Source organism: Benzoatithermus flavus (genome assembly GCF_037908215.1).
Classification (GTDB): Bacteria; Pseudomonadota; Alphaproteobacteria; order Geminicoccales; family Geminicoccaceae; genus Benzoatithermus; species Benzoatithermus flavus.
Genome location: NZ_JBBLZC010000001.1, coordinates 282,841 through 308,286 on the forward strand (window position 1 = coordinate 282,841; position 25,446 = coordinate 308,286).

Annotated in this window: 27 protein-coding genes; 19 read left to right on the forward strand and 8 right to left on the reverse strand. The window is 69.5% G+C overall.

What is annotated here, in order from left to right; genetic code table 11:
• Positions 1–53: 53 nt before the first annotated feature.
• On the reverse strand, positions 54–929 hold the full coding sequence (locus U1T56_RS01275; protein ID WP_418157611.1) for an IclR family transcriptional regulator domain-containing protein: 876 nt from the start codon (positions 927–929) through the stop codon (positions 54–56).
• A gap of 148 nt (positions 930–1,077) precedes the next feature.
• Positions 1,078–1,200, reverse strand: a complete 123-nt coding sequence (locus U1T56_RS01280; RefSeq protein ID WP_418157612.1) for a hypothetical protein — start codon at positions 1,198–1,200, stop codon at positions 1,078–1,080.
• Positions 1,201–1,465: 265 nt separating this feature from the next.
• Between U1T56_RS01280 and U1T56_RS01285 the strand changes: the two genes are divergently transcribed.
• The 7 genes from U1T56_RS01285 to U1T56_RS01315 all read left to right on the forward strand — a co-directional run bounded on the left by U1T56_RS01285 (position 1,466) and on the right by U1T56_RS01315 (position 8,811).
• On the forward strand, positions 1,466–2,566 hold the full coding sequence (locus U1T56_RS01285; protein WP_418157613.1) for an ABC transporter substrate-binding protein: 1,101 nt from the start codon (positions 1,466–1,468) through the stop codon (positions 2,564–2,566).
• 19 nt (positions 2,567–2,585) lie between these two features.
• Entirely contained in the window at positions 2,586–3,641 is a 1,056-nt protein-coding gene (locus U1T56_RS01290) for an ABC transporter ATP-binding protein (protein ID WP_418157614.1), read from the forward strand.
• Positions 3,641–4,495: an ABC transporter permease gene (locus tag U1T56_RS01295; RefSeq protein ID WP_418157835.1), complete on the forward strand. Its 855-nt coding sequence runs from the start codon at positions 3,641–3,643 to the stop codon at positions 4,493–4,495. The genes U1T56_RS01290 and U1T56_RS01295 overlap by 1 nt, the downstream gene beginning before the upstream one ends.
• Positions 4,492–5,292 carry an ABC transporter permease gene (locus tag U1T56_RS01300; RefSeq protein ID WP_418157615.1) on the forward strand — a complete coding sequence of 267 codons (801 nt, stop codon included), beginning with the start codon at positions 4,492–4,494 and terminating at the stop codon, positions 5,290–5,292. The genes U1T56_RS01295 and U1T56_RS01300 overlap by 4 nt, the downstream gene beginning before the upstream one ends.
• Positions 5,293–5,535: 243 nt before the next feature.
• Positions 5,536–6,885, forward strand: a complete 1,350-nt coding sequence (locus U1T56_RS01305; protein ID WP_418157616.1) for an ABC transporter substrate-binding protein — start codon at positions 5,536–5,538, stop codon at positions 6,883–6,885.
• A gap of 157 nt (positions 6,886–7,042) precedes the next feature.
• On the forward strand, positions 7,043–7,873 hold the full coding sequence (locus tag U1T56_RS01310) for a carbohydrate ABC transporter permease (protein ID WP_418157836.1): 831 nt from the start codon (positions 7,043–7,045) through the stop codon (positions 7,871–7,873).
• Positions 7,874–7,890: 17 nt separating this feature from the next.
• Positions 7,891–8,811: a carbohydrate ABC transporter permease gene (locus tag U1T56_RS01315; RefSeq protein WP_418157617.1), complete on the forward strand. Its 921-nt coding sequence runs from the start codon at positions 7,891–7,893 to the stop codon at positions 8,809–8,811.
• A gap of 9 nt (positions 8,812–8,820) precedes the next feature.
• Here U1T56_RS01315 and U1T56_RS01320 read toward each other — a convergent pair whose 3' ends face one another.
• On the reverse strand, positions 8,821–10,113 hold the full coding sequence (locus U1T56_RS01320) for an SMP-30/gluconolactonase/LRE family protein (RefSeq protein ID WP_418157618.1): 1,293 nt from the start codon (positions 10,111–10,113) through the stop codon (positions 8,821–8,823).
• A gap of 520 nt (positions 10,114–10,633) precedes the next feature.
• Here U1T56_RS01320 and U1T56_RS01325 point away from each other — a divergent pair.
• The 6 genes from U1T56_RS01325 (at position 10,634) to U1T56_RS01350 (ending at position 17,153) form a co-directional block, all read left to right on the forward strand.
• Positions 10,634–11,692: a cyclase family protein gene (locus U1T56_RS01325; RefSeq protein WP_418157619.1), complete on the forward strand. Its 1,059-nt coding sequence runs from the start codon at positions 10,634–10,636 to the stop codon at positions 11,690–11,692.
• Between the two features lie 323 nt (positions 11,693–12,015).
• Positions 12,016–13,728, forward strand: a complete 1,713-nt coding sequence (locus U1T56_RS01330; RefSeq protein ID WP_418157620.1) for a pyrroloquinoline quinone-dependent dehydrogenase — start codon at positions 12,016–12,018, stop codon at positions 13,726–13,728.
• 98 nt (positions 13,729–13,826) lie between these two features.
• On the forward strand, positions 13,827–14,153 hold the full coding sequence (locus U1T56_RS01335) for a c-type cytochrome (RefSeq protein ID WP_418157621.1): 327 nt from the start codon (positions 13,827–13,829) through the stop codon (positions 14,151–14,153).
• On the forward strand, positions 14,150–15,031 hold the full coding sequence (locus U1T56_RS01340) for a substrate-binding periplasmic protein (protein ID WP_418157622.1): 882 nt from the start codon (positions 14,150–14,152) through the stop codon (positions 15,029–15,031). Before U1T56_RS01335 ends, U1T56_RS01340 begins: the two co-directional genes overlap by 4 nt.
• Positions 14,986–15,975, forward strand: a complete 990-nt coding sequence (locus tag U1T56_RS01345; RefSeq protein ID WP_418157623.1) for a PQQ-dependent catabolism-associated beta-propeller protein — start codon at positions 14,986–14,988, stop codon at positions 15,973–15,975. The genes U1T56_RS01340 and U1T56_RS01345 overlap by 46 nt, the downstream gene beginning before the upstream one ends.
• Entirely contained in the window at positions 15,972–17,153 is a 1,182-nt protein-coding gene (locus tag U1T56_RS01350) for an ABC transporter substrate-binding protein (protein ID WP_418157624.1), read from the forward strand. The genes U1T56_RS01345 and U1T56_RS01350 overlap by 4 nt, the downstream gene beginning before the upstream one ends.
• Before the next feature lie 10 nt (positions 17,154–17,163).
• Here the strand turns inward: U1T56_RS01350 and U1T56_RS01355 are convergent, their stop codons facing one another.
• From U1T56_RS01355 to U1T56_RS01365, 3 genes are all read right to left on the reverse strand, one after another.
• Positions 17,164–17,529, reverse strand: a complete 366-nt coding sequence (locus U1T56_RS01355; protein WP_418157625.1) for a hypothetical protein — start codon at positions 17,527–17,529, stop codon at positions 17,164–17,166.
• The gene (locus tag U1T56_RS01360) at positions 17,514–17,942 is read right to left on the reverse strand and encodes a hypothetical protein (RefSeq protein ID WP_418157626.1); all 429 of its coding nucleotides are present in this window, start codon (positions 17,940–17,942) and stop codon (positions 17,514–17,516) included. The genes U1T56_RS01355 and U1T56_RS01360 overlap by 16 nt, the downstream gene beginning before the upstream one ends.
• A 296-nt stretch (positions 17,943–18,238) precedes the next feature.
• Entirely contained in the window at positions 18,239–18,556 is a 318-nt protein-coding gene (locus U1T56_RS01365) for a hypothetical protein (RefSeq protein WP_418157627.1), read from the reverse strand.
• 313 nt (positions 18,557–18,869) lie between these two features.
• On the opposite strand from U1T56_RS01365, the gene U1T56_RS01370 reads away from it, so the two are divergent.
• From U1T56_RS01370 to U1T56_RS01380, 3 genes are all read left to right on the forward strand, one after another.
• Positions 18,870–19,271, forward strand: a complete 402-nt coding sequence (locus U1T56_RS01370; protein ID WP_418157628.1) for a response regulator — start codon at positions 18,870–18,872, stop codon at positions 19,269–19,271.
• Positions 19,272–19,275: 4 nt separating this feature from the next.
• Positions 19,276–19,686 (forward strand): response regulator, encoded by a 411-nt coding sequence (locus tag U1T56_RS01375; RefSeq protein WP_418157629.1) that lies wholly within the window; start codon positions 19,276–19,278, stop codon positions 19,684–19,686.
• Between the two features lie 152 nt (positions 19,687–19,838).
• Positions 19,839–21,170 carry an adenylate/guanylate cyclase domain-containing protein gene (locus U1T56_RS01380; RefSeq protein WP_418157630.1) on the forward strand — a complete coding sequence of 444 codons (1,332 nt, stop codon included), beginning with the start codon at positions 19,839–19,841 and terminating at the stop codon, positions 21,168–21,170.
• A gap of 170 nt (positions 21,171–21,340) precedes the next feature.
• Here U1T56_RS01380 and pdxR read toward each other — a convergent pair whose 3' ends face one another.
• Complete coding sequence (gene pdxR, locus U1T56_RS01385) at positions 21,341–22,873, reverse strand: MocR-like pyridoxine biosynthesis transcription factor PdxR (protein ID WP_418157631.1); 1,533 nt, start codon at positions 22,871–22,873, stop codon at positions 21,341–21,343.
• A 111-nt stretch (positions 22,874–22,984) separates the two neighbouring features.
• Here pdxR and U1T56_RS01390 point away from each other — a divergent pair, with 111 nt between their 5' ends.
• The 3 genes from U1T56_RS01390 (at position 22,985) to U1T56_RS01400 (ending at position 24,946) form a co-directional block, all read left to right on the forward strand.
• Positions 22,985–23,443, forward strand: coding sequence for a carboxymuconolactone decarboxylase family protein (locus U1T56_RS01390; RefSeq protein ID WP_418157632.1), 459 nt, complete (start codon positions 22,985–22,987; stop codon positions 23,441–23,443).
• Positions 23,444–23,466: 23 nt separating this feature from the next.
• On the forward strand, positions 23,467–23,910 hold the full coding sequence (locus U1T56_RS01395) for a cupin domain-containing protein (protein WP_418157633.1): 444 nt from the start codon (positions 23,467–23,469) through the stop codon (positions 23,908–23,910).
• 250 nt (positions 23,911–24,160) lie between these two features.
• Positions 24,161–24,946: an MBL fold metallo-hydrolase gene (locus U1T56_RS01400; RefSeq protein ID WP_418157634.1), complete on the forward strand. Its 786-nt coding sequence runs from the start codon at positions 24,161–24,163 to the stop codon at positions 24,944–24,946.
• A gap of 30 nt (positions 24,947–24,976) precedes the next feature.
• On the opposite strand, the gene soxR is transcribed toward U1T56_RS01400, so the two are convergent.
• Positions 24,977–25,438, reverse strand: a complete 462-nt coding sequence (gene soxR / locus U1T56_RS01405; protein WP_418157635.1) for a redox-sensitive transcriptional activator SoxR — start codon at positions 25,436–25,438, stop codon at positions 24,977–24,979.
• Between the last annotated feature and the right edge of the window lie 8 nt (positions 25,439–25,446).

A 25,446-nucleotide genomic window follows, 5' to 3' on the forward strand; every position in this document is an offset into this window, starting at 1 on the left:
CATGTTTTCGGATGCGTTTTCGTATCGTGGAAAAGACATGCCAAGCCCTTGATCTACCTATCATCTCCGATCGGGCTCGGATGGCGCTCTCTGCCGCGGATCTGTTCCTGCACGGCCGAGAGCCCGCCGACTTCGGCCGTGACCGCGCGCGCGGCCTCGGCGACCAGAGCGCCCAGAAGGCCGAGCTGATGGTCGGGGATGCGCGCGGTCGGACCCGAGGCCGAGATCGCAGCCAGCGGCATCCCGTGCTCGTCCAGGATCGGGGCGGCGACGCAGCGCAGGCCGATGGCGTGCTCCTCGTCGTCGATGGCGTAGCCGCGCCGCCGCACCTGCTCGAGGTCGGCCCTCAAGGCCTTGGGGGTGGCGAGCGTCTTGGCGGTGACGCGCGGCAGGCCGTGGCGCTCGAGCACACGCGCCACCTCGCGCTCGGGGAGCCAGGCGAGCATGGCCTTGCCGACACCCGAGCAGTGCATCTTGACCCGGCCGCCCGGCCGCGCGATGGCGCGCATCATCTGCCGGCTCTCGACCTGGCCCATGCAGATCGCCTCGCCCTCGTCCATGACGTAGAGGTTGACGGTCTCGCCGCTGTCCTCCATCAGCCGGCGCATGTAGGGGCGGGCCATCATCAGCACGTCGCGGGTGCGGGCGAAGGCGTTGCCGACGACGAAGGCCTGCACGCCGACCTGCCAGAGCGCGGCCAGAGGGTCGAAGCGGACGAAGCGGGCCTGCTGCAGGGTGGTGAGCAGACGGTGCGCGGTCGAGGGCGGCAGGCCCACGATCTGCGCGAGCTCGGTCAGGGTGAGCCCGTCGTGGCTGCGCGCCACCGCCTCGAGCAGGGCGATGGCGCGGGTCAGCGACTGGACCTGGCCGGCGGCGGCGCTGTCGGCGGCCGGTCGGCGGGTTCGGATCTTGGCGGTGGGGCGAGCCATGGCCTTGCGGTGCAGTTTCCACGATACGGGCACTATTCCATAGCGCTCCCGCCTGTGTCAGCCGGCATCTCGTCAGGTCATGGGGCCGCCCGCCCGGACGGTACCCTCCATCGATGGCATTCGTCGCACGGCAGCGCCTGGCCGGCCTTCAGAAGGCCTTCTGGAACGCGTCCTTGACGTGGCCGAAGCGCGGCTCGCAGCCGCCGAGGGAGATCCCGGCGGAGGCGAGCAGCAGCAGCACCAGCACGGCGCGGAGGCAACGGTTCATCATGCTCCTTGCTCCCGGACAGGTCGGTCACCGGACCTTTCGCCCGAAGAAGCGCGCAAGGCCGGGACCGTTCCTTCACATGGCCGCGCCGATGGCGCTGGTCGCCGCCGGCCGCGAGAATGACGCACCGGAGCATGCCTCCGCCCGCGAACCTGCCTGTGCGCTGTGGCCTTTTGCTGGACGGCGCAAACCGCTATCAGTGGGCCGGGACGAGGAACGGCGTGGCCGGGAGGAACCCGGCCGGACGGGGCCGACAAGGGAGGCGAGGATGAAGGCCGAGACGGGCGGGGTCGCCATGATCCGGCGACGGCTTCTGACGGGCGCTGCGGCGGTCGCGGGCACCGCGGCGCTCGGGCTGCCGGCGGTGCGTCGCGCCCGCGCCGCGCAGGTGCTCAAGGTCGGCACCTATGGCGGCTACTTCAAGGATTCCTTCGACGAGCACATCTACCCCGACTTCACCCGCGAGACCGGCATCGAGATCGAGTCCGTCGCCGAGCCCACGGGCGAGGCCTGGCTGGTCCAGCTCGAGACCGCGGCCCGCGCCGGGCAGGCGCCGGCCGACGTCTCGATGATGGCGCAAGTACCCCGCTTCAAGGGCGAGAAGGCGAAGCTCTGGGCGCCGCTCGACGAGGCGAGATTGCCCAACGCCAAGAACCTGCAGCCGCACTTCGTGCAGCGCTACCCGGACGGCAGGATCGCCAGCGTCGGGGCGGTGTCCTGGTACATCACGCTCGTCACGAACACCCGGGTCTATCCGGAGCCGCCGGCCTCCTGGCAGGCGCTGTGGGACCCGGCCAACGCGGACCGGCTGGGCCTTCTCGCCCTCGCCACCAACTCCTTCCTGCTCGAGATCACGGCCAAGACCTTCTTCGGCGGCACCGACGTCCTGAGCACCGACGAAGGCCTCGAGAAGGTCTTCGCGAAGCTCGCCGAGCTCAAGCCCAACGTCAGGCTCTGGTATCGCGACGAAGGCCAGTTCCAGCAGGCGCTGCAGGCCGGCGAGATCCCGATGGGGCAGTACTACCACGACGTCACCGGCCTCGCCGCCAGCAAGGGCGAGCCGGTGCGCTCGACCTTTCCCGCAGAAGGAGGTGTTCTCGACTCCGGCTCCTGGTGCGTCTCGAAGGCGTCCAAGGCGCTGGATGCGGCCCACGTCTTCATCGACTACATGTGTCGGCCCGAGATCCAGGCGAAGCTCTCGCGCAAGGTCGGCACGGCGCCCACCGTCCGGCGCGAGCTGCTCGATCTGACGCCGGAAGAGTTCGCGGCCGTAGCGAGCGACATCCCGCCCATCATCCCGCGCTACGACCTCTACGCCGAGAAGGGCGACCTCATCGAGCAGAAATGGACCGAGATGATCGCGGGCTGAGCGGGTGGCAGCAGGAGCGATGTCGGGCTTGCGCATCGAGGGGCTGAGCAAGTCGTTCGGCCACGTCCACGCTCTCGCCGATGTCGATCTCGATATCCCACACGGGCGGTTCATCTGCTTGCTCGGCCCCTCGGGCTGCGGCAAGACCACCCTACTCCGCCTGATCGCGGGCCTCGAGACGCCGACGAAGGGCCGGATCCTCCTCGATGGCGTCGACATCACGCGCGTGCCGGCGCACAAGCGCGACTTCGGGATGGTGTTCCAGTCGCTGGCCCTGTTCCCCCATCTCAGCGTGGGCGAGAACGTGGCCTACGGCCTGCGCGTGCGTGGGGTCGACCGGGCGAGGCGCCGGCAGCGCGCGGAGGAGCTTCTGGCCCTCGTCCGCCTGCCCGGCGTGCTCGACCGCCCCGTGGCCCAGCTCTCGGGCGGGCAACGGCAGCGGGTCGCGATCGCGAGAGCGCTGGCGCTCGCCCCCAAGCTGTTCCTGCTCGACGAGCCGCTCTCGGCGCTCGATGCCAAGCTCAGGGAGGCGATGCAGGTCGAGCTGCGGCTCCTGCAGCAGAGGCTCGGCATTTCGACCATCGTCGTCACCCACGACCAGCGCGAGGCCATGACCATGGCCGACATCGTCGTGGTCATGGACCACGGCCGGGTACAGCAGGTGGGCGCTCCGCTCGCGATCTATCGCGAGCCCGCGAACGCGTTCGTCGCGGGTTTCATCGGCCTCAGCAACCTGCTCCAGGGCACCCTGGCCGAGGACGGGGTGCGGATCGACGGTCATGCCGTCCGCGTGGCGCGCCTCCCGCCCGGGCTCGTGCCGGGTGCCGCCGTCACCCTTTCCGTGCGGCCCGAGGAGGCGCATCTGCGCCCGTTCGGCGAGCCGGGCCCGAACCGCCTCCCGGCCGAGGTCGCCTTCGTCCGCGATCTCGGTGCCAGCGTCGAGGTCACGGCGCGCTGCGGCGAGGCGGAGCTCCTGGTCGTCATGGCTCCGCGCGAGCGGCCCTCCGACCTCGCGCTCGGCGGGCGGGTGATGGTCGAGCTGCCGGCCGAGGCCTGCGTGGTGCTGGCCGCATGATCCACCGGGACCGCCCGCAGGATTGGCGCGGCTGGGCCGCTCTCGCCTGGCCCGCCGCCATGCTCGGCACGTTCTTCGTCGTTCCGTTCGGGATCATGCTGGGGGTGAGCTTCTTCCATCGGGTGGAAGGCGGCTTCTACGAGCCCGCCTTCGAGCTCGCCAACTACGCCCGCTTCCTCACCCCTTTCTTCGCCCAGGTGCTGGGCTTCTCGCTCGGCATCTCGGCGCTGGCAGCACTCGTGGTGGTGGCGGTCGCCTTTCCCTTCACCTACTGCCTGACCCGCCTGCCCCGCCGCTCGCAGGTGGGCTTTCTCGTCTTCATCCTGGCCGTGCTCTCGCTCTCCGAGGTCATCGTCGGCTTCGCCTGGTCGACGCTGCTCTCGCGCACGGCCGGGCTTTCCAACCTGCTCGTCTGGCTCGGGCTCCTGGCCCGGCCCCAGGCCTGGGCGCCGGGATTCTGGGCGCTCCTCGTCGGCCTGTGCTATCTCGGCTTTCCTTACGCCGTGCTCGTCCTCTACCCCGCCCTCTCGCGGCTCGACCCCGAGCTGCCCGAGGCGTCGCGCATGCTGGGCGCCTCGCCGCTCCTCACCTTTTTCCTGATCGTGGTGCCCTCGCAGCGGCAGGCTCTTTTGAGCGCCTTGATCATGGGCTTCGTGTTCAATCTCGGCGCCTTCCTCCTGCCGCAGGTCCTGGGCCGCCCGCAGCACTGGACGCTCTCGGTCCACATCACCGATCAGGCCGTGTTCCAGTCGAACCTGCCCTTCGCCGCTGCCATGGCGGTGTTCCTGATGGGGTTCAGCCTGGCACTGATCGGCCTCACCCTCCTTCTCGGCCGGCGAGGTGCGCGACCATGACGCGCTCGCCCGGACGCCGCCTGTTCCTTGCCGCCGTGATGCTGTTCCTCGCGGCCCCGCTGCTGGTCGTGGCCGGTGTGTCGGTCAACGCGCAGCGCCAGCTCCTCTTCCCGCCCAGGGGCTTCTCGCTGCGCTGGTACGGCGAGCTGCTCGCCCAGAGCGACTGGCTGAACGCCTTGAAGAACAGCCTCGTCATCGCCACGAGTTCGGCGGCGCTCGCCGTCGCGGTCGCCTTTCCGCTCGCCTGGTTCTTGTGGCGCTACCGCGTGCGCCATGCCCGCCTGCTCTGGGCGCTGGGCGTCGCTCCCTTCACCTTGCCGCCGGTGGTCACGGCACTGGGCTTTCTCGTGTTCTGGATCAGCGTCGGCCTCTACGGCGCCATGCCGGCCACGATCGTGAGCCATGCGATCTTCTTCCTGACCCTGCCTCTGGTCACGATCTCGCTCGGCCTCGAATCGATCGACCGGCAGCTTCTCGAGGCCGCCGCCACGCTGGGCGCCGACGACGGAGCCACCTTCCGCACCATCGTCCTGCCGCTGCTCCGGCCCTACCTGATCTCGGGCTACGCCTTCGCGTTCGTCTTGAGCCTGAACGAGTACATCATCGCCTACATGGTCGCCGGCTTCACCGTCGAGACCCTGCCGATCAAGATCTTCAACAGCCTGCGCTACGGCTACACGCCGGTCATGGCGGCGGTCTCGGTCCTGTTCGTCCTCGTGGCGGGGCTGATCTTCGGCCTGATCGCGCGCTTCGGCGACCTGCCGAAGCTCCTGGGCGCCTATGCCGGCCGCGATTGACGGGCGCATCCGCTCGGGACGGACCGGCTGGCGCACCCTTCTGCCGCCTCGTCTCGGCCGACCTCGATCCCGAGCCGCGCCGCCTGACGGCCGTCCCGACCGCCCTGCTCCCGTGCGACTGGGCGATTGGCGTCGGCTATGAAGCAGCGTATGGTTCATGCTCGCAAGACATGGGCGCGAGGAAAGCGACCCTCGGGAACGTCGACGCGGCTGCCGAAGCAGCCCGATCAGGGAGCGTAGGACATGACGAGGTGGCAGCTCTCGAGGCGCCGGCTCCTCGAAGGAGCGGCGGGTGCGGTCGTGGGCGGCGTCGCGCTGGGCCGGGCGCGCGGCGCGCATGCCGCGGGCAAGCTCTCGCTCGGCTTCTGGGACCACTGGGTCCCCGGCGCCAACGACGTGCTCACCCGGCTCTGCCACGAGTGGGCCGAGAAGGAGAAGGTCGAGCTCCAGATCGACTATCTGCCCTCGCAGGGCAACAAGGATCTCCTGACGATCCAGGCCGAGGCCCAGGCACGCGCCGGCCACGACATCCTGTCCTTCCGGGTCTGGGAGGCCGCGAGCCACGCCGAGGACCTCGAGCCGGTCGACGACGTCATGCAGGAGATCCTCGCCAGGAACGGGCCGGTGAACCCGGTCGTCGAGTATCTCGGCCGTCAGGACGGCCGCTGGGTGGCGGTGCCGTCGACGCCGGGCTCGCAGCTCAAGGTGCCCTGCTCGCGCTTCGACCTGCTCAAGGAGCATGCCGGCCTCGACGTGATCGCCATGTACCCGCCGGACGGGCCGGCCAACCAGGAGCTCGCGGCCGGATGGACCTGGGACGCGTTCCTGGCCGCCGCCGAGAAATGTCACAAGGCCGGCTATCCGTTCGGCCTGGGCCTCGGCACCACGTCGGACTCGGTCGATTGGGTCGGCGCGCTGTTCAACGCCTTCGGTGCCCGGCTCGTCGACGAGAAGGGCGGAATCACCGTGCGCTCGGACGAAACCCGGGCGGCTCTCGACTATATGAAGCGGCTCGCCGCCTTCCTGCCGCCCGACGTCATCGCCTGGGACGACGCCTCGAACAATCGCTGGCTGATCTCGGGCAAGGGTGCCCTGATCCTCAACCCGCCCAGTGCTTGGGCGGTGGCCAAGCGGGACGCGCCGCAGGTCGCCGAGAAGTGCTGGACGCACGCCATGCCCAAGGGGCCGCGCGGGCGCTTCGCGCCGTACCTGCCGATCAACTGGGGCATCTGGAGCTTCTCGAAGAACAAGAGCGCCGCCAAGAGCCTCCTGGCCCATCTCTCGACGAAGGAAGCGGTCCGGCAGTTCGTCGCCGGCAGCCACGGCTACGACATCCCGGGCTACGTGGCCTTCAACGACTTCGACACGTGGCGCGAGGAAGAGCCGCCCAAGGGTACCCTCCGGCACTATCCCGCTGCCGGCGACGAGACCTACTCGATCGCCATGGCGCCGGCACCGGCCAAGATCGCCGTCCAGGCCTACAGCCAGGCGACGATGACCAAGATGGTGGCCCGCATGATCCAGGGCGGCGACAACGCCGACAAGGCGATCGCCTGGGCCGAGAGCGAGCTCGAGGGCTTCATGCGGACCTGACGGCACGCCGCGGGTGCAGGGCGCACCCGCGGGCGATCCGCAAGCGGCGAGGAAGGAAATGGCCCAGGTCTCCACCGCCAGCACCGTTCATCGCTCCTCGCCGCCTCGGGCGGTGTTCTGGAGCCTGTCGCGGCGGCGCTCGGCCAAGGCGTTCCTCATGTGCCTGCCGCTGATCGCGATCATTCTGGGCCTCGTCCTGTATCCGGCCGGCTACGCCGTGCATCTCGCGACCTTGAACAAGTCGATGCAGCGCTTCGTCGGCTTCGGGAACTTCACGTTCCTGTTCTCGCGCGAGCTGTTCTGGATGGTCGTGAAGCAGTCGACCATCTTCGCCGTCACGGCCGTGGCCTTCAAGGCCCTGATCGGCTTCGTCGTCGCCCATCTCGTGCACAACCTGCCCACGAAGGGGCAGCGCAAGTGGCGGGGCATGCTGCTGATCCCCTGGGTGATCCCGCCGGCCATGAGCACGCTCGTCTGGTGGTGGCTGTTCGATCCCTCCTACAGCGCCCTCAACTGGCTTCTGGCCGGGGTCGGCATCGGGCCGGTGCCCTGGCTCGGCGATCCCTACTGGGCGCGCTTCTCGGTGATCCTGGTCAACGTCTGGTACGGCTCTCCGTTCTTCTTCATCATGTATCTCGCCGCCCTGAAGTCGGTGCCGGAGGAGCTCTACGAGGCGGCCGCCATCGACGGCGCCAACGCGCTGCAGCGGCTCTGGTACGTGACGCTGCCGATGCTGCGGGGAATCATCGCGATCACCGTCCTGTTCTCCCTGATCGTCACCTTCGCCAACTTCGACATCGTCCGCATCCTGACCAACGGCGGCCCGAGCGACCTCACCCACGTCTTCGCCACCTACGCCTTCAAGCTCGGCATCGAATCCAACGACATACCGCTCGGTGCCTGCGTGTCGCTGTTCATGCTGCCGATCCTGGGCCTGGCCGCGATCTTCATCCTGCGCGACGTCCACCGTCGCAGCACGCTCGCCTGAGCGGAGAACGCACCATCATGGCGATCGAGACGGCCCCGGCGAACGCCTCCCGCGCTGCGGCGCCCCCCGCATCCGCCACGCTCGCCAGCCGGCGGCGCTGGGCGCTCGTCCTGTCCTACGCCTTCCTGATCCTGTTCTGCGTCTTCTTCCTGGCTCCACCCGTCTACATGCTGATCACCTCGCTGAAGACGAGCCAGGAGATCGCGAGCCAGAGCGGCAGCCCCTGGCTGGTGACCTCGCCGACCCTCGCGAACTATATCGGCCTCCTCACCTCGCCGACCTTCCTCACCTTCTTCAAGAACTCGTTCGCCGTCTCGCTCATCGTCGTGGCGGTCACGATGGTCGTCAGCACGCTGGCCGCCTTCGCCATCGCCCGCATGCGCTTTCTCGGCTCCGCGGCGCTCGCCACCGGCGTGTTCCTGACCTACCTGGTCCCCGACACGCTGCTCTTCATCCCGATGTTCAAGATCTTCAACTTCCTGCACGAGCTGACCGGCATCGAGTTCATCAATCACTGGTGGGTGCTCTGCATCATCTACCCGACGCTCACCGTGCCGTTCTGCACCTGGGTGCTGATCGGCTATTTCAGCTCGATCCCGAAGGAGCTCGACGAGGCGGCGATCGTGGACGGCGCTTCCTATCTCCAGATCCTCACCAAGGTGTTCCTGCCCGTGGCGCTCCCGGGCCTGATCGCCGCCACGATCTTCGCCTTCACCGTCTCCTGGGCGCAGTTCCTCTACCCCCTCGCCTTCACGACCACGACCGATCAGCTCGTGCTCTCGGTCGGCATCGTCACCTCGCTGATCAAGGGCGACGTCTTCAACTGGGGGCAGATCATGGCGGGGGCGCTCCTGGGCGCCGCTCCGCCTCTGATCATCTACGCCTTCCTCATGGACTACTACATCGCCGGCCTCACCGCCGGCGCCACGAAGGGCTGAGGCCGGCTCTCAGCCGGGTGCGGCACCCTGGGTGTTCACGTAAACGGCGTAGAGCGACTGGCTCGCCACCATGAACAGCCGGTTGCGCTTGGGTCCGCCGAAGCAGATGTTGCCACAGACCTCGGGCAGGCGGATACGGCCGATGAGCTTGCCCTCCGGGGTCCACACGGTGACGCCGCTGTAGCCGACGGCGCGGCCGGCGTTGCTCGAGATCCAGACATGGCCGGTCACGTCGCAGCGTATGCCGTCGGGGCCGCACTTCACGCCATCGATCATGCAGTCGGTGAACAGCTTCCGGTTCGAGAGCTTGTTGTCCGCACCGACGTCGAAGACGTAGACCTCGCCCTTGCCGCCCGGCCCCTGATCGCCCGGCCCTTTGCCCGTGCTGCAGACGTAGAGCTTCTTGTAGTCGGGCGAGAAGCACAGGCCGTTGGGATCCGGCACCTCGTCCTCGGTGATGACGAGGTCGAGTCGGCCGCTCGGGTCCCAGCGGTAGCAGTTGGTCGGCAACTCCCGCTTCGCGAGGCCGTTGCCGACCGCCTGACCGATGCGCGCGTTGAAGCGGCCCGCCGGGTTGCTCGGCCCGCCCGCGGCGTCGGGCGCACCCTCGTAGATCAGGCCGCCATAAGGCGGATCGGTGAACCAGATGCTGCCGTCGGGATGCGGCACGGCATCGTTGGGCGAGTTGAGGCGCTTGCCGTTGTAATTGTCGGCAATGACCGTGATCGAGCCGTCGAGCTCGTAGCGGACGACGCGGCGGGTGACGTGCTCGCAGGAGATCTGGCGGCCCTGGAAGTCGAAGGTGTTGCCGTTGCTGTTGTTCGACGGCATGCGGAAGACGCTGACGTGGCCGTCGTCCTCCAGCCAGCGGAGCTGCCGGTTGTTCGGGATGTCGCTCCAGACGAGATAGCGGCCTTGGGCGTTCCAGGCCGGACCCTCGGCCCACAGTGCCCCGGTCCACAAGCGCGTGATCGCGCTGTTCGGCACCACGAGCTGGTTGAACGCCGGATCGATCGTGAGGACGTCGGGATCGTTGAAGTAGGTGGTCGGCGCCCCGCCCGGACCGAAGTCGCGCGGCGGGGTCGTGACGGTGCTGGGCGGTGCCGCCGGTCCCGTCGGCGCCTGGGTCTGGGCCAGCGCCACGCCGGTGCCCAGCGCCGTTGCCCCGGCGGCGATACCGCCGAGCAGGCTGCGCCGCGACAGCGTCGAGGCGCGAACGTCGGCTACCTCCGCGCGCCGCTCTTCCTGCCCGCCCGGCACCGATCGGACCGCATGGTCGGACTCGGAGCGTTCCTGCTGCATGATGGTCATCCTCCCTGATCGCGCGGCCGGAAAGGCCGCACGGCTCGTCGGCATCCCGCCGTCTGCCCGCCGTCGAGGCCGTGCCGCCGCCTCGTGCCGTGCCCGGTGGACCCGATGGCGCGACACGCCCCGAAAGGCGTGCTTCGACTCGCGAGATCCCCGACGAAAACAGTGAAGTATTTCTCGGTATCGAGCAATAGTCGTGTGGATCTGCACGATCGACGGAAAACCGCCCGGATCAATTTCTTTTTTTCACATTCTTGGAGGATAGTATCTACGAGGTTGATGAGCCCGCACGCTCAGGTTGCCTTGTTCGCAATGCAGCAATCCATCGGGATAGGAGTGGCGATGCTGTAGGAAGATGGTTCAATCTGGACGAAAAACCATGATTCATTTAGATTAGACTTGGTGGCGTCTGATGGCCGGCGCACCTTGGGCGAAAGCTGGTGGCGTGATCCGGCATCGGCGGGCCGCTCGCCGAGGAGGGGTCTCGGCGCTCATCGACAGGGAGGCAGACATCATGAAGTCGGTGACCAACATCCTGCTCGCGTTCGGCCTCTGCGCCGGAACCGCTGCGGCCAAGGCCGAATGCTCCCTCGACAGCTGGCAGGACTGCAAGGGGAAGCCCTGGGTCACCGGCGAGAAGATGGAGACGCCGATCGGCGAGCGCTGGTGGCCCAACAAGCTCTGGGGAGAGGGCGACGAGGCCGGCTCGACCAACTGGTACACCAGGCCGGAGGTCGTCCAGCGGGCTCTGGCCGAGGCCGATAAGGGCAAGGTCTACCGCCTCGGCCGCGTCTACGACGCCGACATGCCGACGTTCGGCCCGCGCAAGTGGGTGCTGCGCATCCCCGGCTCGCCTACCGGCGGCCCGTTCGGCGCCAGTGGAACCATCTACCACGACGATTTCCTGAGCACCGAGATCAGCCAGATCGGCACCCAGTTCGACGGCCTCGGCCATATCGGCGTCCAGGTGGGGGAGCCCGGCGACAAGCGGGAGATGCGCTACTACAACGGCGTCACCGAGGCCGAGATGATCGACGAGACCGGGCTCAAGAAGAACGGCACCGAAAAGCTCCACCCCATCGTGGCGCGCGGCATCCTGATCGATGTCGCCGCGGCCAAGGGTGTGGAGATGCTCGACAGGGGCTACGAGATCACGATGGCCGACGTGCGCGCCGCTCTCGCGAAGCAGGGCATGGCGGACTTCCGCTTCATGGAGGGCGATGCCGTCATGTTCCACACCGGCTGGGGCAAGCTCTGGAAGAAGGACAACGCCCGCTTCAATTCGGGCGAGCCCGGAATCGGCGCCGAGGTCGCGAGGTGGCTCTCGGACGAGGTCAAGGCCGGCGTCTACGGCGCGGACACGTGGGCGGTCGAGGCTGTGCCCAATCCGGACCCGGGCTGCGTGTTCTGCATCCACCAGCACCTGCAGACACGGCACGGCATCGTCAGCCAGGAGAACGCCGTGTTCGACGACCTCATCCGCGACGAGGTCTACCGCTTCCTCTACGTCTACAGCCCGATGCCGATCGCGGGCGCCACGGGCTCGCCCGGCGCTCCGCTCGCGATCGACTGATCGCTGCTGCGTCGCGCGGCCCCGCTTTCCGGCTGTACAACCCGCAGCGATCAAGGCAGATTGGGGGTTGGGAGGCATGCCCGTCGCTGCGATGCCGGCTGCGGGGGGTGAAGAACGAGCGATGCGTGCGATCCTGGATCCACGGCCCGAGGCCGTACCGGGGCGCGAAGCGTCCAGCAGCAGCACGGTGGCGGCTGCCTTTCCGGAAGCAACGAGAACGACGGGGCAACCAGGTCCGGTACGGCTCCGGTCGATCCGGGCCGACAACGGCGAGGCGTGCGCCGGCAAGCAGCACACGTCACGCAGCAGGAGAGGCTGAGAACATGCGGTATCTTCGCACGACCGTGGCAGCCGTCGCCTTGGGCGCGGCCGTAGGCATGGCGCCGCCGCCGGCGCAGGCCATCGACCCGGGTCGGATCCAGAACGCCGACAAGAACCCGAACGACTGGCTGACCTACCACGGCAGCTACAAGAGCTGGCATTACAGCGCGCTCGACCAGATCAACACGACCAACGTCAAGAACCTGAAGGTCGCCTGGATACACTCGCCGGGCCGGGCCACGCGCGGGCTGCAGTCCTTCCCGCTCGTGGCCGATGGCGTCCTCTACTACACGGGCTCCTACAGCCGCGTCTTCGCCCTCGACGCCGCCACCGGCGAGATGCTCTGGTCCTATATCCCGCAGCTCAACGAGGACCTGATCGCGGCGCAGACGCACACGCCCTACACGCGCGGCATCGCGCTCGGTCACGGCCACGTCTATGTCGGCACCATGGACGGGCGCCTGATCGCGATCGACATGAAGACGGGCAAGCCCGTCTGGGAGACGAAGCTGGTCGACTCCGAGAAGCTCACCGTCGGCTTCACCGGAGCCCCCCTCGTGGTCAAGGACAAGGTGATCATCGGCGCTCAAGGCGGCGAGTGGCCGTGGCGCGGGCCGATCTTCGGCGTCGATGGCGCTACCGGCCAGAAGAAGTGGGAGTTCTTCACCGCCGGCGGCACGCCCGAGGCGCAGAAGACCTGGGGCAACGAATCCTGGCGGACCGGCGGCGGCGGCGGCTGGATGCCCGGCACCTACAACGCCGAGAAGAACCTGGTCTACTGGGGCACCGCCAACCCCGCGCCGCTCTACGACTGGGCCGGCGCCAAGTGGCAGACCGAGGGGCCGCGACCGGGCGAAAATCTCTACACGAGCTCGGTCATCGGCCTCGATCCCGATACCGGCCAGCTCAAGACCTACTTCCAGACGCTGCCGCACGACGCCTGGGACTTCGACGACGCAGTCGGCGAGTTCGTGCAGCTCGAAAAGAACGGACAGAAATACGTCGTCCACCCGAACAAGGGCGGCTACGTCTACGTCTTCGACCAGGATCTCAAGTTCAAGAACGCCTGGCCGCTGGCCGACAACATCAACTTCATCAAGGGTGTCGACAACAACGGCAAGCTGATCGGGCGGCGCGACCTCCCCGAAGGCAAGTCGACCGACCTCTGCCCCGCCATCAATGGCGGCATCTCCTGGAACTCCGGCACCTACAATCCGCAGACCGGCCTCTACTACAAGGTCGGCAACGAGTGGTGCATGGACCTCGAGGTCGTGAAGACCACGCCCGTCACCGAGCCCATGGTCCAGCTCAACATCGGCGCCAATTTCACGATCAAGGATCCGCCGGGCGGCAAGGCCTACGGCCACGTCGACGCGCGCGATCCCCTGACCGGCCAGACCGCGTGGCGAATCGACTTCCCCGAGCCGCCGCTGGCCTCGCTGCTCTCGACCGGCGGCAACCTGCTGTTCGTGCCGGATGCGCGCGGCGTGCTCCACGCCTACGATGCCCGCACCGGTGCCGAGCTCTGGTCGCACAATAACGGTCTCGGCCACAATGGCGGGATCATCAGCTACAACGCCAAGGGCAAGCAGTACGTCACGGTCGCGGTCGGCTGGGGCTCGCTCGTCGGCGAGGGCTACGGCGCCCTCTTCGGTGAGCCCTACAAGTCCATGCCCATGGACCAGGGCTATCTCGTCACCTACACGCTGCCCTGAGGGCCAGGACGTCATCGGACGGGGTGGGAGCGCTGCGCTTCCGCCCCTTCCTTTCCATGCCGGAGGTCGGCTGCTTGATCGCATCGATGAGGGGAAACGTGCTGCTCCTGGCTGTCGCCTGGGTGGCAGCTTCGGGATGGTCCGCGCCGGGTGCCTGCGCCGGGCTCGATGTCAAGAGCGACGAGGATGCGGCGCGGCTGTTCGCGACGGTCTGCGGCTTCTGCCATCAGGACGGCGGGCGTCGGGCCGGCAAGGGACCGCAGCTCATGGGGACGACCCGGAGCGACGAGTTCATCATCAACCGGATCGCCACCGGCAAGCCCGGGCAGATGCCGGCGTTCGGCGCCAGCCTCTCCCAGGAGCAGATCGAAGCGATCCTCCACTATATCCGCAATCTCAAGCCCAAGGAGGCGACCGGATCGTGAGGCTCCGTCTCGAAGCGATGCGGGTGGCGCTCGCGGGCCTCGTCGCGTGGGCGGCCGTGCTGCCGCCCCTGGCGGCGCGCCCTTTGGAGGACATCCAGCGACGCGGCGTGCTCGTGCTCTGCGCCCATCCCAACGCGCTGCCGTTCGCCAGCAAGCGCGGCTCGACCCGTGGCCTGCAGATCGACCTCGCCGACGAGATCGCCCGCCGCATGGGGCTCCGCCTCGATATCGGCTGGGTCACCGAGGGCTTCCAGTACCGCGCGGTGGACTGCGACATCGTCATGGATGCGATCGTCGACGAGGACGCGCTGGCGGAACGGAACCTCAAATGGTCGACCCCCTACCAGCGCAGCGGGGTGGCGCTGGCGCTCCGGCCGGGATCGCCCGGGATCGAGCGCTTCGCCGATCTCGGGCCCGACGCCCGGATCGGGGTCCAGATGGGCTCGCTGGCGCAGGTCATCCTCGGGAAGAGCGGCCTCAAGGTCATCCCGTTCGGGTTCGAGGACGAGATGGTGGCGGCGGTGGCTGCCGGCGAGATCGACGCCGCCGCCGTAACCCCGGCCAGCATCGGCTGGTTCAACCACGAGCATCCGGATCGGACCCTGACCGTCGTTCATGCCTACGAGCACGAGCCCGAGCTGGCCTGGGACGTGGCCGTGGGCCTGCGCCGTTCCGACCGGTTCCTGCGCCGCGCGATCGACCGGGCGGTGCAGTCCATGCTCGACGACGGCACGATCGGCCGCATCTATGCCGCCTACGGGATCGAGCACCGGCAGCCGACCACCCAAAAGCCGCTGCTGATCGAGCGCAAGAGCCAGATCGGGGAAGAGGCATGCATCCGTCTCGGCAACCAGCGGGACTGCACGGGCTCGCGCTGAGCCTCCTGCTCGCGGCCTCGCCCGCCTCGGCCGCGGGCAGCGGGCTCGCGTTCGTCAGCAACGAGAAAGGCAACACGCTCACGGTGCTGGACACGCGCACCGACAGGGTCGTCCGCTCGATCGACGTCTGCCACAGGCCGCGCGGCATGGACTGGAACGCGGACCGGAGCCGGATCTATGTCGCCTGCGGCGACGACGACGCGATCGGCATCGTCGACGTCGCGGCGATGAAGCTGGTCGACACCATCCCGCACATCGCCGATCCCGAGGCGTTCATGGTGGATGCCGCCCGGGGACAGCTCTACGTCTCGAACGAGGACGACGCAGCGCTGTCGATCGTCGACCTCGCCCAGCGCAAGGTGGTGGCGATGATCGAATCGGGCGAGGAGCCCGAGGGCGTCTACCTGACCAGGGACGGCCGGCGCGTATGGCTGACCGCCGAAGCCTCGAACCTCGTGCACGTCATCGACGTCGAGCGGCGCGAGACGCTGGCCGACATCGTCGTCGGCACCAGGCCGCGCCGCTTCGCGGCACCGCCCGACGAACGGGAGATGTGGGTCTCGTGCGAGCTCGCCGGCAAGGTCGACATCATCGACACGGCGAGCCTCCGGGTCGTGCAGAGCATCCCCTTCCTGCCGACCGGGGTGCGGCAGGAACAGGTGACGCCGGTCGACGTCGTCATGACCGGCGACGGCAGGACCGCCTTCGTGGCGCTCGGCGGCGCCAACCGCGTGGCGGTGGTCGACGTGGCGCGCCGCGAGGTCCAGAAGTACGTCCTGGTCGGGCAACGCCCCTGGGGCCTGACGCTGAGCCGGGACCAGAGCCGGCTCTACGTCACCAACGGCATGTCGGACGACGTATCGATCATCGACACCCGCTCGCTCCAGACCATCCGCTCCGTGCCGGTGGGACAGATCCCCTACAAAGTCCTGCTCGACGAATGACGCGCCTGCTTCTGCCGCTCGTGCTGGCGCTGCTGACCCTTACTCGCGTCGCAGCGGCCGCGACGCCGGTGACGCTGGGCTATGTCGGCCTCGCCGACGACCCGCGCCATCGGCCGCTCCGGCTCTACACCGGCGTCGTGCTGCGGCCCGAGATCCGTCCGGTCGACGGGGCACGCCTGGCGATCAAGGACGCGCGGGCGGTCGGGCGCGCGCTCGACCTCGCCTTCGGGCTCGAGGAGGTGACGGTCACGGGTGCGGAGGAAGCGGCCGCGGTGGTGGAGCGGCTGGCCGCCGACAAGGGGGTACGCTTCGTGCTCGCCGATCTGCCGGCACCGATGCTGGCGCAGCTCGCAACCACTCCGGCCGGCAAGGAGGCCGTTCTGCTCAACGTCTCGGCGACCGAGGACGTGCTGCGCGGCACGTCCTGCGCGCCGGGCCTGTTCCACACGATCCCGAGCCAGGCCATGCTCGCCGACGCGCTGGCGCAATACGCGGCGCTGATGCAGTGGCGCCGCATCCTGCTGGTGGCAGGCCCCGAGCAGGCCGACGAGGCGCTGGCCCTCGCCTATGCGCGGGCCGTCCAGCGCTTCGGCGGCAAGATCGTCGACACCCGCCGCTTCGTGAGCACGCGCGACCCCCGCCAGCGCGAGCAGAACAATGTCCGCCTCTTGACCCAAGGCGTCGACTACGATGCCGTGCTGGTGGCCGACAGCGTCGGCGAGTTCGGACGCTCCTTCCCCTACCAGACCGTGCTGCCGCGGCCGGTGATCGGCAGCGTCGGCCTGATGCCCTCGGCCTGGCACTGGGCCTACGAACGCAGCGGCGCGCCGCAACTGAACCAGCGCTTCCAGCGCGAGGTCGGCAGCGCGCGGCCGATGAGCGATGAGGAGTTCGCCGCCTGGGCGGCGGTGCGGTCGGTGATCGAGGTCTACAGCCGCACCCGCTCGACCGACTTCGCCGTCCTGCGGCAGGCCCTCGCGGACGAGGGCACCAGCTTCGACGTCTACAAGGATCAGCGCGCGAGCTTCCGGCCCTGGGACCATCAGTTGCGCCAGCCGATCCTGCTGCACACGGCCGATGCGGTGATCGCCACCGCCCCGATCGACCGGTTCCTGCACGAACGCAACCAGCTCGACACGCTGGGCGTCGACCAGCCGCAGACCGATTGCCGGTTCTGAGTGCTGGCGCTCAAGGCGACATGTTCCGCAGCCGCTCCTCGGCCTCGCCGCGGCATGCGGCCTCGACGCAGGCCCGGCGTCGCCGCGCATCGCGCCGCAGCTCCTCGGGCAGCCACCAGCCGTTGCGCGCGTACCAGTCGGTGCAATCCTCGGCCAGGATCTCGAGCCGGCCCCGGTGGTCGGCGCTGCGGAACAGCGCCGCGCGCTCGGCGGCATCACGCGCGCAGAGCTGCTCGATCCAGGGCCAGGTCGCGCCGGACCGGAGCTCGGGGCGCTCCCGCTCCTCGCAGCCGCGGCGGAAGACGTCCTCGACCGGGTCCGCCAGAGCCGGCCCTGTCGCCAGCGCCACGAGCGCCAGGACTACGACCCCGCGCATGCGCCGAGATCGACGGTCTGGAGCAGGTAGGCATAGCCGGGATCCGGCGGCTGGCCGTGACGCTGCAGGTAGCGGTTCTCGACCGCATAGGCCTGCCGCTCCCGCGCCAGGAAGCGCTCGCACGGCCTCAGATCGGCGAACGCGCCGTGGATGTCCTGGAGATGATGGACGATCTCGTGCAGCAGGACCGCGCGCGACCGCACGTCTCCCGCGGGGTCGAGCCGGTCGCTCAGGAGAATGCCGCGCTGCGGGTCGTAGGAGCCTTGCGCGCCGCACGCACCCCGGCAGCCGATCGCCGCGATCTCGGCGACCGGGGCGACGGTGACCCGCGGCAGTGCCGAAGGCGGCGGGTATCCGGAGAGACTGCTGGCCGTCGCCAGCAGTTGCGCGACCAGCGCGGCCGGTACGATCATGACGGGCTTCTCGACGTGGCCATGCCAGCGATACGGACGACTGACCCGCGCGATCGGTCGGATTTCCGCCTCCGGCGACAGGCGCGCGCCGAAATGGATGCCTTCGTCCGGTGGCAGCGCGGCTAACCGCTAGGGAACGAACGGCCCTGCCAACACGATCACATCAGCGTGATCGCACCTGCGCCGAGGCCCGGCATGCCGGCCTTGCCGGCGTGCCGGGTTGCCCGGTTCCGGGCACGAGCGGCTCGCAGCCTCGTCGCCTGCCCCGCGCTTCGCCCCGGAACCGGACGAAGACGTCAGGGCTGCGCGGGGGCGCATTTCCCGGCCATCGTCATGGCCTGCCCCGCCGGGCACCGTCCGGTAGCGGTCTCGGTCTCCGGCTGCGAGCCCGTGGCTTCCGTCGCGGGCGCTGCTTGGCCCTGACCGCTGCCGCCGGCCGTTTGCGGCGGTGTGGAGGTCGAAGGCTCCGGCGATCGGGCGGCCTGCGCGGGAGCCGCCTGGCCCTGGCCGCTGCCGCCGGCCGTAGGGGCCTTGGCCTTCAGCTCATCCGCGAAGCCATTGCCCGCTACGGCGGCAACGAGAATGGTCGTGATCGTGAGAAAGCGAATGCGCATGTGGACCTCTCCTGAAAAGTACCTTCGGCGCTCGGGTTCGGCGCCGAGGATGCGAGGCGCGATGCCTTCGAACGACGGTTCCCGCCCGTGGTTCCGGGCCGGAACGGGCCTTCGCTGACCTTGCCGTCCTGCCTCACCTTCCCGGGAAGGTGGCGGGATCATCGTCGGCGCACCCGTGCGGGTGCGGACGAAGGAGGCATTCTGTCCCGTATCCTTCCGAGCACATCCCGCAGCCGACCCTAGCGAGCCCCGGAACGAACCTCGAGCCGAAGGCGTTTGAGGGTCGGTTGCCGCCTCGGATCGGAATGCCACGTTGACCAGCGACACGCCGGCTGCGACCGCATCGGTCGAGACCGCTTCCCGACGTACGATCATGGTCGTCGAGGACGAGGTGCTCGTTCGGCTCGGCACCGCCAGCGATCTGCGGGCGGCGGGTTACGACGTGCTCGAGGCGGCCGATGCCCAGGAAGCGCTGGCGATCCTCGACGCCGGCATCACGGTCGACCTCGTCTTCAGCGACGTGCACCTGCCGGGCCCCATCGACGGCATAGCCCTCGCCGCCCTGCTGCGGGCACGTCATCCTGCGGTCGCCGTCGTCCTCACCTCCGGGCTCCCGCTGCCGCCCACCGTCGAGGCGCTCGGGCTCCGGGGGTTCATGCCGAAGCCGTACACGGCCATGGATCTCCTCCGCCTTCTCGGCGAGCGGCTGGGCTGAGGCCATGGCCGGAACGGAGCCGCGCGCGCCGTCGACCGCCACGGTGCTGGTCGCCGACGGCGAGGTGCTCGTCCGCCATGCGCTCGCCGACTATCTGCGCCGGTGCGGCTACGAGGTGATCGAGGCCGCGAGCAGCGACGAGGCGCTCACCGTGCTCGCCGAGCCCGGACTCGCGATCGGGGTGATGATCTGCGACGTGACGATCGGCGGGTCGCTGAGCGGCTTCGCGCTGGCAGCCTGGGCGCGCGCCAGCCGGCCGGGGCTGCAGGTGCTGCTCGCCGGCAATGTCGAGAAGGCGGCCGATGCGGCGGCCGGGCTGTGCGACGAGGGGCCGGCGCTGGCACGGCCCTATGATCCGCAGCTTGTCGTCGACCGTATCAAACGGCTGCTCGCCGCCCGCGATCGTCGAGGCTGAAGTCGATCTCCGTGACACGACGACCCGACGATGCGTGTTCTCACGGGAGACGGTCACGGCGGCCGCCGCCATCGCGAGCCGCCTGCGTGCGGGTGACCGCTCCGGCGGATGGTTCATGATGGCGGCTCCCGACCCGAGCTCGAGGTGGTCCGATGGCGTCCGACCATGCAACCCAGCCTGTCCCGATCCTCGGCACCGACGGAGAACGGCGCGAGCCGGCTCGCTCCACCGCTCGGCTGCTCGTTGCGGGCACGTCTCGACGGCCGGACGCGCAGCTCGCCGAGATCGAGGCGCGAATCGCGCGCTGGCTCGGCCGGTTCGCGCTCGCGAGCAACGACACCGCGGGCCTGCTCGCGGGCTTCGCCGGGCAGCTCGTCGCGCTCGGCCTGCCCTTGATGCGGGTGGCAGCCGGCTCGCAGGTGTTCCACCCCCTCTATGCCGCCAAGGTCTATTACTGGCGCCGGGACCTCGGCGTGGAGCGGGAGGATTTCGCCCGCGACGTCCCGGGACACGACGGCTGGGAGACCAGCCCGTTCCGGCAGATGGTGTCCACCGGAGCGGCCGAGCTGCGCCGCACGCTCGGAAGCTCCTACCATCGGGGCGAGTTCCCGCTCCTCGACCGGCTCGTGCGCGAGGGCTGCACCGACTATCTCGCCTTCAGGATCGGCTTCGCTCCCGAGGCGACGCTGGGCCAGATCCCGGGCGTGCTGGTCTCGTTCCAGACCGATCGTGCGGGCGGCTTCACCGAGGCCGAGGCGGATCTCGCCCGTGCTCTGGCCCTCCACTATGCCCACGCCTACAAGACGCTGAGCAGCGTGCACGCCGGCCGGGTACTGATGCGGACCTATCTCGGCGCCGACCCGAGCCGCCGCGTGCTCGACGGCGCCATCGCTCGCGGACAGGCCGAGACCGTGCAGGCGGTGCTCTGGTACAGCGACCTCGAGGGCTTCACCCGGATCGCCGACACGGCGGCACCGGACGCGCTCATCGGTCTGCTCAACGCCTATGCCGACTGCCTCGTCACCATCATCGCCGAGCATCGCGGCGAGGTCTTGAAGTTCATGGGCGACGGCATTCTCGCCATGTTCCCCTTGGGGGACGACAGCCCGTGCGCACGGGCGCTCGATGCGGCCGAAGCGGCGCTCGGCGCCGTCGACCGGCTCGCCCGGGAGCGCGCGGCCGAGGGGCTGCCCTGCACCGGCATCCACCTGGCGCTGCACGTGGGCGAGGTGCTCTACGGCAACATCGGCAGCCGCGAGCGGCTCGACTTCACGGTCGTGGGGCCGGCCGTCAACGAGGTGGCGCGGATCGAGGCCATGTGCCGCCAGCTCGAGCAGCGGGTGGTGACCTCGACCGCGTTCGCGCAGGCCGCGGGCGAGGCACGCTCCCGCCTGGTCTCGCTCGGGCGCTACGCACTCCGCGGCGTGCGTCGGCCCGAGGAGCTGTTCACGATCGACCCCGAGAGCGGCGATGCGGCGCACTGAGCGCGCCCTTCCCGCCTCCGGGCGGCACGATCTCCTGCCGCAGGCCGCCAGCGTGGCTCGCGAGCGTGATCCCGCCGCCGAGTTCGGCCCTTATCTCGCGCGAGGTCCGGGCGAAGATCGAGGACGATCGGAGCCGCCGTCTCCTCGCGGGAAGGCGATCACGACGTGGATCATCCATCGCCTTCATATCGTCGGGATGCGCCCTCCAGCAGGAGGGTCGATCGCGCCGACGCCTGCCGGCCGATGGCATCTCCTTTCCGCCGGGATGCGGGCAGCAGGGCGGCGAGGCTCTGCGCGTATCGGGCGGCAGCCTCGACCGGGATGTTGGTAAAGCTCAACAGCAGGCCCGGGCCGCAGCCGGCCTCGACCGCCCAGGTGCTGAGCGGCACCGGCCCGAGGCCGGCTGCGGCCGCCCGTCGTGCCAGCGCCACATCGTCGGTCCCCGGGGGCAGTCGCAGCAGCAAATTCATGCCGGCATGGCCCGCATCGACCACAGCCCGGTCGTCACAGGCCTCACGAAGGGCGGCGAGGAGAGCATCCCGGCGGCGCACGTAGAGAGAACGCATGCGCCGGAGGTGACGGCCGAGATGCCCCGCCGCCATGAACTCGGCGACCGCCCGTTGAATCGGGGGTGCCTGTGCGGGCGCCAAACAAGACGCCACCGCCGCGAAACGCTCTACCGCCTCCGGCGGCAGCACGGCGTAGCCGAGGCGCAGGGCGGGCATCAGTACCTTGCTGAAGGTGCCGACGTAGATCACCCGTCCGGACGCATCGAGGCTCTTCAACGCCGGCAGCGGCGGGCCCTCCAGACGGAACTCGCCGTAATAGTCGTCCTCGACGATCCAAGCACCGCTCGCCCCGGCCCAACGCAGCAGCTCGAGCCGCCGCGGCAGCGACAGGCGCATGCCGAGCGGCGCCTGATGCGAGGGTGTGACGACAACGAGGCGGACCCCCGGCGCACGGGCCATGCCGCGCCGCACGTCGAGCCCCTCTCCGTCCACAGGAATCGGCACCAGCTCGGCACCGGCGAGCACGAGACCCTGCCGGGTGCGAGGAAACCCTGGATCCTCCATCCAGACCCGATCGCCCGGCCGCAGCAGGGCGCGGCTGATGAGGTCGAGCGCCCCGGCGAAGCCGGCGGTGACGAAGATCTGGCCGGCGGTGCAGGCGATCCCCCGCGCCACACCGAGATAGGTCGCGAGCGCGGTGCGCAGCTCCGGGTCTCCCGCCGGGTCCGGGTAGCCCATCGCCGCCTCCGTCAGACGTGACGCGTGCCGGGCCACGAGACGGCACCAGAGCTTGCGCGGAAACGCGTCGACGGCCGGCAGCCCCGGCTGGAACGGGCGCACGGGCGCGGGCTGGTCGAGGTCGAGCGGATCGGCGGCAAGCGGCGACGGGCCGGAGGGGCCGTCACCGGACGGCGACAGGCGCAGCGCCGGGTTGACGATCGTTCCCGCCGGACCGCGCCCGACCACCAGGCCCTCGCCGGCGAGCCAGTCGTAGGCCGCCTTGACCGTGCCGCGGGCGACGCCGAGTTGCGCCGCCAGGCTGTTCCAGGACGGCAGGCGCGCTCCGGGTGGCAGCCGCCCATCGGTGATGGCCGAGCGAATGCGCGCGTGGATCTGGCGGTAGACCGGACCGGCCTGCGACGGCCCGAGCGTGATGCCCTCGATGATGCCTCCCGACCTGCCGCCTTGTGCCATGGTACAGCTCTTTCAACGCATTTTGGTGCTGCTGTTTATACCGTGGTGCCACCATTCTCCACCGCACCGGCAGCGGGCAAGCGCCCGCTGCGCTGGAATGGAGAGTGGAGGATGGAACAGAGGCTGGACGCGAGCGCCGTCGCCCCCGAGGCCATGAAGGCTGTGCTGGGTGTCGAGGCCTATATCCGCGGCTGCGGGCTGGAGCCGGGCCTGATCGACCTGGTGAAGATGCGGGCCTCGCAGATCAACGGCTGCGCCTTCTGCCTGGACATGCACAGCCGGCACGCGCGCCGGCGCGGCGAGACCGAGCAGCGGCTCTATCTCCTGAACGCCTGGCGCGAGGTGCCGCTCTACAGCCCGCGCGAGCGGGCAGCGCTCGCCTGGACCGAGGCGCTGACCAAGATCGCCGAAACACATGCCCCGGACGCGGACTATGCCGAGCTCTGCCGGCACTTCTCGACGCGGGAGATCGTGGACCTGACCACATTGATCGGCCTGATCAACCTGTGGAACCGTCTGGCGATCGGCCTCCGCGAGCCGCTGCCGGCCGGCCTGGCCGACGCTGCCTGAACAACGCTTCGAGGAGGTCTGCCATGCGGCACACGCCGGCACCGTTCCCGATGCGTCGGCGAGACCTGACCGAGGCGCTGGCCGCGGGTCTGCTCGCCCTGGCCGCCTCCAGCCCTTCGCGACGGGCCCATGCGGAAGGCGATACGATCCACAAGGTCCTCGAGCAGACGCTCCCGGGCCTGCCGGGCAAGGTCCTGACCGCGGTGGTGGTGGAGTACGCGCCGGGCGGACGCTCGCCGCCGCACCGTCACGATGCCGCCTTCGTCTTCGCCTACGTCCTCTCGGGCAGCATCCGCTCCCGGGTCGAGGGTGACGAGGCGGTCATTTACCGGGCCGGACAGAGCTGGCTCGAGCCGCCCGGCGCGCACCACCTCGTCAGCGAGAACGCCAGCGATGTGGAGCCCGCGAGCCTGCTGGCGGTGATCGTCGCCGATGCGGGGGCAAGGGTGACGGTCTACGACCGCTGAGGACCGAAGGGAACTCGGATGGATCGAGAGCGAGGGCAAGACGGCCCACCCGTTCCGGGGCCTGCCCGGCCGCCGTCGTCGTGCGGCTCCAAGGCTCTTTGCAATCGGGTCGGGAGGGTTAACGAGCGTTCATGACACCTGGTACCACGAATTCGATACCATTGATCCTGAGCGGGCGCTCCCGATCCGGCCGAAAACGGCTTTAGCGGGCCGGTCCGCGATGGCCGAGGAGGAGCAAGGCGACCGCGATATGTCACCCGTGACGATCACCCTGATCGGCGGCCCGACCGCGCTGATCGAGGCCGGCGGGTTCCGCTTCCTGACCGATCCCACCTTCGACCCGCCCGGCGACTACACCCTGCCGCACGTGACCTTGCGCAAGACCCAGGGCCCGGCGCTGAGCGCCGATGCGATCGGTCCGATCGACGCCGTCCTCCTCAGCCACGACCAGCACGCCGACAATCTCGACCGCGCCGGGCGGGCATTCCTGCCCAAGGCCGCGCACGTGCTCACGACCGTGACCGGCGCCGGGCGGCTCGGCGGCGATGCGGAAGGCTTGGCCCCCTGGACGACGCGCCGGCTCGCGCGGCCGGACGGCGGCACGGTCACGATCACCGCCACACCTGCACGCCACGGCCCGGCCGGCATCGAGCCGCTGGCGGGCGAGGTGATCGGCTTCGTGCTCGGCTTCGGCGACGGCTCGACCCGGCCGATCTACCTCACCGGCGACACGGTATGGTTCGAGGGTGTCGCCGAGGTCGCCCGCCGCTTCCGCCCCGGCGTTGTGGTGCCGTTCGCCGGCGCGGCACAGACCCGCGGGCCGTTCCACCTCACCATGGACACCAACGATACGCTCGAGACTGCCGCCGCCTTTGCGGACGCCATCATCGTGCCGGTCCACACCGCGGGCTGGGCGCACTTCACCCAGGATGCAGGCGATCTCGCGAAGGCGTTCGCGGTGTTGGGGTTCGGCCCGCGGCTCAGGTTGCTCGAGCCGGGTGTCCCCACCGTGATCGAGCCTCCGCCCTCGCCCTAGCAGGCAGGCCCCAGCCGCCCTCTCGGCTCCTCACGCCGGCTCGAGCAGCCTGGGTCCGGCCCCCTCCTCGGACAGCACGTCCCAGGGATTGCGCAAAGGACAGTCCTTGAGCGAGAGGCAGCCGCAGCCGATGCAGCCGTCGAGCTCGTCGCGGAGCCTGGCGAGCTTTTGGATCCGCTGGTCGAGCTCGTCGCGCCACCTGGCGGAGAGCTCGCGCCAGTCCTCCGCGGTCGGCGTGCGTCCGTCCGGCAGGGCGCGCAGCGCCTCGGCGATCACGGCGAGCGGGATGCCGACCCGCTGCGCCACCTTGATGACCGCGACCCGCCGCAGCACCTCGCGCGGGTAGCGGCGCTGGTTGCCGCGGTTGCGCCAGCTCCGGATCAGGCCCTTGGCCTCGTAGAAATGGATCGTCGAGACGGCCACCCCGCTGCGGGCCGCCACCTCGCCGACGCTGAGATCCTTGCCGACGTCGCGTGGACCGATCCTGGCCATCACCCCTT